Source organism: Acinetobacter sp. WCHAc060006, assembly GCF_004209135.1.
GTDB lineage: Bacteria > Pseudomonadota > Gammaproteobacteria > Pseudomonadales > Moraxellaceae > Acinetobacter > Acinetobacter cumulans.
Window position 1 is genome coordinate 1 of the sequence record NZ_SGSS01000059.1, and the last position, 5,366, is coordinate 5,366.

The following is a 5,366-nucleotide window of genomic DNA, read 5'->3' on the forward strand; positions in this document are numbered from 1 at the left end:
ATCGCGAGTGGGTCAGGGTGGGACGGCTTAAAAACCCTTGTTGCAATGGCAACCAGGCTGACCGCCACCATGGCCGACGATCCGCTCAATCATGTGCTCGACGGTTATCACCGCTTCCGCCGATACGCTCCACGCATGTTGCGCCTGCTCGATCTGCGAGCTGCGCCCGTTGCACTGCCGCTTCTGGAAGCGGTGACGGCCCTTCGTACCGGTTTGAACGATGCCGCGATGACCAGCTTCTTGCGGCCCAGCTCGAAATGGCATCGCCACCTTCGGGCCCAGAGGGCTGGCGACGCTCGCCTATGGGAGATCGCGGTGCTGTTCCATCTGCGCGATGCGTTCCGCTCCGGAGATGTCTGGCTTACTAGGTCCCGGCGCTATGGCGATCTGAAACACGCACTCGTTCCGGCACAATCCATCGCGGAAGGCGGTCGTCTCGCTGTGCCATTGCGGCCGGAGGAATGGCTGGCAGACCGGCAAGCTCGCCTCGACATGCGGTTGCGCGAGCTTGGCCGTGCCGCTCGCGCAGGCACGATCCCGGGCGGGTCGATTGAAAACGGCGTTCTGCATATCGAGAAACTCGAAGCCGCCGCGCCGACAGGCGCCGAAGATCTGGTGCTCGATCTCTACAAGCAGATCCCGCCCACGCGCATCACCGATCTCCTGCTGGAGGTGGATGCGGCGACCGGCTTCACCGAAGCGTTCACCCATCTGCGCACAGGAGCACCCTGCGCTGACCGGATCGGGCTAATGAACGTTATCTTGGCGGAAGGGATCAACCTCGGCTTGCGCAAAATGGCGGATGCGACAAACACCCACACCTTCTGGGAATTGATCCGCATTGGACGGTGGCATGTCGAGGGCGAAGCCTATGACCGGGCGCTGGCCATGGTGGTCGAGGCACAGGCAGCGTTACCCATGGCCCGGTTCTGGGGCATGGGCACGTCGGCTTCGAGCGACGGACAGTTCTTCGTCGCTACAGAGCAAGGTGAGGCCATGAACCTGGTCAACGCGAAATATGGCAATACCCCGGGCCTGAAAGCCTATAGCCACGTCTCCGACCAATATGCGCCGTTCGCAACCCAGGTGATTCCTGCAACGGCAAGCGAAGCGCCTTACATCCTCGATGGCCTGCTGATGAACGATGCTGGACGCCATATCCGCGAGCAGTTCACCGACACGGGCGGCTTCACCGATCACGTCTTTGCCGCATGTGCCATTCTCGGCTACCGGTTCGCTCCGCGCATCCGCGACCTGCCATCCAAACGGCTCTACGCGTTCAATCCGTCGGCCGCCCCGGCGCACCTGCGAGCGTTGATCGGCGGAAAGGTCAACCAAGCCATGATCGAGCGCAATTGGCCCGACATCCTGCGCATCGCCGCCACCATTGCTGCCGGGACCGTCGCGCCAAGCCAGATTCTGCGGAAACTCGCCTCCTATCCGCGGCAGAACGAGCTCGCGACAGCCCTGCGGGAAGTCGGTCGCGTCGAGCGCACCCTGTTCATGATCGACTGGATTCTGGATGCCGAACTCCAACGGCGTGCCCAGATCGGGCTCAACAAAGGCGAAGCTCATCATGCGCTGAAGCGGGCAATCAGCTTCCACCGCCGCGGTGAAATCCGCGACCGTTCCGCCGAAGGCCAGCATTACCGCATCGCCGGCATGAATCTGCTCGCCGCCATCATCATCTTCTGGAACACCATGAAGCTCGGCGAGGTCGTTGCAAACCAGAAACGCGATGGAAAGCTGCTATCGCCCGATCTCTTGGCCCATGTTTCGCCGCTCGGATGGGAACACATCAATCTCACCGGAGAATATCGCTGGCCAAAGCCTTAGCGTAGGATTCCGCCCCCTCCCGCAAACGACCCCATTTTGTGATTTTGAATTAGATAATAATAAGTGATCGGCTTTGCTAATTGATGTTTTTGCTGTTGTCAGCTTAAAAGCTGAACAAGATTAAATAATGGAAATTTGATATGAATATGCGCATTCGTTTGATTGCAGGCGCAATCACCGCACTCATCGTGGGCTTTGGTTTTATGGCCTATGATAAATATACAGGCCGTGAATGGGTCGTCTCACCTGATCAGATTGAAGCGGCTCAAAGCAGTGGTAAAGCGGGTGTGGAAACACGTCCGGGCACGGTTGCGGTACGTGCAATCCGCAGCGAAGATGCGGATATACTGCCATTTAAATGGCTTGGTTATGGTTTGGTTGCAGGGTTCTTTGTCGTCTATTCAACACGCAAACCAAAAGCTGCACCAAAAGCATAATCTTTAAGTTAATCATTTTAAAAGCCTCGCTTTGCGGGGCTTTTTTATGTTGCATCTGCTAAGTTATTTTGTGGCTTTCTTCATTTCCAGACCGGAAATTAAAGCATCCAATCCATATTCAAAGGCAAAATCGGCACCTTCCGCATCGAATGTATCAAAGGCATGAGATAGAAACTGTGATGGCTGTGCAGGGGCTTCTTTTGAGGCTTGTTTGCGTTCAGAACTATCTTCGAGGGCTGCTTGCTGCTCACTGACAGAGCCCGTCGTATAATGACTGACAATCACTAATGCCCGTACGGCATCGGGCTGTTCAAATCCGCTCTCACATAAAAATCTGATCTGTTTTTCCACGCGCTCATATTGCGCACTGGTTGGGCGTGTGCCCGCATGAATGCGTGCGCCATCACGATAAGAAAGCAGTGCGCTACGAAAGCTGAGTGCATTTTCTTTTAAAAAGACACGCCAGTCTTCTCCTGTCTGAGGCACGGTGCGGGTGTGATTTTTTTCTAACATGGCTTCAGATAAGGCATCAAGCAGGGCGCGCTTATTGCGAAAATGCCAATAAAGAGCAGGTTGCTGCACCTTCAGGCGCTCGGCCAATTTTCGCGTTGTTAAATTGTCAACACCGACTTCGTTGAGAAGTTCAAGTGCAGCCTGAATAACGGTCTCACGATCCAATTTGGTCATTTTATTGCATTACCTCTTGACAATTTATCGTTGATAAAGTTTATTATCGCCAACTTATCAATGATAAATAAAAGTCACATCTATGTCAAAATCACTTATAACCGCACTCATTGTTGTCGCGCTTGATGCGATTGGTTTGGGATTAATCATGCCGGTGGTTCCGGCTTTATTAAATGAATTTGTACCGGCAGAGCAAACAGCATTTCACTATGGTGTTTTTTTATCGCTTTATGCGTTTATGCAGGTCTTTTGCGCGCCCGTTTTAGGGCGGTTATCTGACCGCTATGGACGGCGGATTATTTTGCTGGTTTCATTTTTAGGTGCCACGATTGATTATAGCATAATGGCGGCAGCGCCTGTTTTATGGGTGCTTTATATCGGCCGGATTATCTCAGGTGTTACCGGAGCAACTGGTGCAATCGCGGCATCAATTATCGCTGATACAACTAAACAGGAAGAACGTGCGCGTTGGTTTGGTTTTATGGGGGCGTGTTTTGGTGCAGGTATGATTGCAGGGCCTGCTATTGGCGGTGTTCTTGGTGATATATCTGTGCATGCGCCCTTTGTGGCAGGGGCTCTTCTCAATGCAATTGCCTTTTGTTTGGTGGCTTTCTTGTTGCCCAAAACGCCGTCACAACCGCCTGAAGGACAGCCAGCCAAAATCAATTTGTTTGAAGGCTTTCGCTTCAATTTTGCAGTTCAGGGACTTGCCAGCTTTTTTGCGTTGTTTTTTCTTATGCAGCTGATTGGGCAGGCGCCCGCCGCTTTGTGGGTGATTTATGGCGAACAGCGCTTGAATTGGGATATTGGCACAGCAGGTGTGTCGCTGGCCGTTTTTGGTGCAGCACATACATTCGTACAAGCTGTTTTAACCGGCACTCTTTCAAAGCGACTGGGTGACCGCGGTGTGTTGCTGCTTGGAATGGGCGCTGATATGTGCGGGTTTTTATTGCTGGCTTTTATCACGCAAAGCTGGATGGTTCTGCCGGCAATTTTTATGCTGGCCACAGGCGGCATTGGTATGCCTGCTTTGCAGGCCATTATTTCAGGTCTTGTTTGCGATGAAAAACAAGGTGCTTTACAGGGAACTTTAACGGGGTTGACGAATATAACCTCGATTATCGGGCCGGTCGGATTTACGACGCTTTATGGCTTAACCGCGGGGCAGTGGGATGGTTGGGTTTGGCTCGTCGCAGCAAGCCTTTATCTTATTGCTATACCATTATTGCGCCAGTCAGCCAGTTTATTGCGATCTTAAAATCTTGGCGGGAGATCAAGCAATCCCGCCAATAAAACCGCTGAGTTCATCAAGACGCACCATTGCCATGCGCATGGTGCCACGGCAATTTTGAGCTTTGCAGCGTGCGCGTCGTTCAACTTCGTCCAAATATAATTGCTCGTGTCCTCGAATTGAGCTGATCATTGCCTTTAGGTTTCAATCCCTTGACGATTGCAGGAGTCCCGTCTGGCAATGAAACTTTCCAAACGAGGCTGGAAAAGGTGTCCGCAATGAGAACAGGTTGCGAAACGTGCCAATGAGCAGGAAAAACAGGCGGCATGAACATCAACCCCAAGTCAGAGGGTCCAATCGCAGATAGAAGGCAAGGCGTTCGCGGTCGGGGGCTTCGATCCCCAATACATTGAATAGGACAGCGAAGGCGCGCTCTGCTTCATCTGGCGCTGCCCAGTTCTCTTCGGCGTTAGCAATCATGAGTGCCAAATCGGCATAGCGATCTGCTGTTCCGAGCCGCCCAAGGTCGATCAGACCCGTGCATTGAAGAGTTTTAGGGTCCACCATGAAGTTCGGCATGCAGGGATCACCATGGCAAACAACCATATCGGTGCGCTCTTGGTCGAGCCGCACCGGTAGCTCTCGTTCGACACGAGCCAAAAGATCGAGCTGCGGCGTACTCTTGTCCTCGTCCGGTAAGAAGTCGGGATTGACGGCATTGCGGGACACCACATCAACGGCGCGTCCGAACATTCGCGACAGCCTGCGCTCAAACGGACATTGATCAACCGATAGGCTGTGAACAGCGCCAAGTTGCTGCCCCATTGACGGCCACGCTTTGAGCAAATCCGCTCCAGACAGATCAGCCGCCGGTACTCCCGGAATTGCCGTTATCACCAAGCATGCACCCTCCTGTTCCTCCTGCCAGTTGATCACCTCGGGGCAAGCCACACCTCGACCTTTGAGCCAAATGAGGCGGTCACGCTCTCCAGCGAGCTCACCGCGGCGGGAAGCAGGTGCGATTTTCGCGAAGGCATGCCCGTCACCACGTCGAAAAACAAAATCACCAGATTCTCCGCCTCTGACAGGCAACCAGTCAGAATGCGATTCACCAAAAAAAATATTAGTTCGATTCAATGGAGGTTCCTTCAGTTTTCTGATGAAGCGCGGAGGTG

6 protein-coding genes and 1 pseudogene are annotated in these 5,366 nt (G+C 53.4%); 3 read left to right on the forward strand and 4 right to left on the reverse strand.

Features of this window, described 5'->3' with window-relative positions:
- A partial coding sequence (locus EXE29_RS16950; protein ID WP_029747036.1) for a Tn3 family transposase occupies positions 1-1,836 on the forward strand: 1,836 nt, incomplete at its 5' end.
- A 140-nt stretch (positions 1,837-1,976) separates the two neighbouring features.
- Positions 1,977-2,273 (forward strand): hypothetical protein, encoded by a 297-nt coding sequence (locus tag EXE29_RS16955; protein ID WP_044501921.1) that lies wholly within the window; start codon positions 1,977-1,979, stop codon positions 2,271-2,273.
- Positions 2,274-2,336: 63 nt separating this feature from the next.
- On the opposite strand, the gene tetR(Y) is transcribed toward EXE29_RS16955, so the two are convergent.
- Positions 2,337-2,960, reverse strand: a complete 624-nt coding sequence (gene tetR(Y) / locus EXE29_RS16960; protein WP_011931118.1) for a tetracycline resistance transcriptional repressor TetR(Y) — start codon at positions 2,958-2,960, stop codon at positions 2,337-2,339.
- An 82-nt stretch (positions 2,961-3,042) separates the two neighbouring features.
- Between tetR(Y) and tet(Y) the strand changes: the two genes are divergently transcribed.
- On the forward strand, positions 3,043-4,218 hold the full coding sequence (gene tet(Y), locus EXE29_RS16965) for a tetracycline efflux MFS transporter Tet(Y) (RefSeq protein WP_011931119.1): 1,176 nt from the start codon (positions 3,043-3,045) through the stop codon (positions 4,216-4,218).
- 15 nt (positions 4,219-4,233) lie between these two features.
- Here tet(Y) and EXE29_RS17575 read toward each other — a convergent pair whose 3' ends face one another.
- From EXE29_RS17575 to aph(3'')-Ib, 3 genes and pseudogenes are all read right to left on the reverse strand, one after another.
- Positions 4,234-4,383: a hypothetical protein gene (locus EXE29_RS17575; RefSeq protein WP_165382516.1), complete on the reverse strand. Its 150-nt coding sequence runs from the start codon at positions 4,381-4,383 to the stop codon at positions 4,234-4,236.
- Positions 4,384-4,390: 7 nt separating this feature from the next.
- Positions 4,391-4,525 (reverse strand): annotated as a pseudogene (locus tag EXE29_RS16970) (aminoglycoside phosphotransferase family protein); the annotation flags it as partial.
- A complete protein-coding gene (gene aph(3'')-Ib, locus EXE29_RS16975; protein WP_001082319.1) occupies positions 4,525-5,328 on the reverse strand; it encodes an aminoglycoside O-phosphotransferase APH(3'')-Ib in 804 nt (267 codons plus the stop codon). The gene aph(3'')-Ib and the pseudogene EXE29_RS16970, both read right to left, overlap by 1 nt.
- Between the last annotated feature and the right edge of the window lie 38 nt (positions 5,329-5,366).

What these genes read in the sequence shown, in the direction of transcription:
- EXE29_RS16955 (WP_044501921.1), top strand. Translation starts at nt 1,977, where the DNA reads ATGAATATGCGCATTCGTTTGATTGCAGGCGCAATCACCGCACTCATC.
- EXE29_RS17575 (WP_165382516.1), bottom strand. Translation starts at nt 4,383, where the DNA reads ATGATCAGCTCAATTCGAGGACACGAGCAATTATATTTGGACGAAGTT.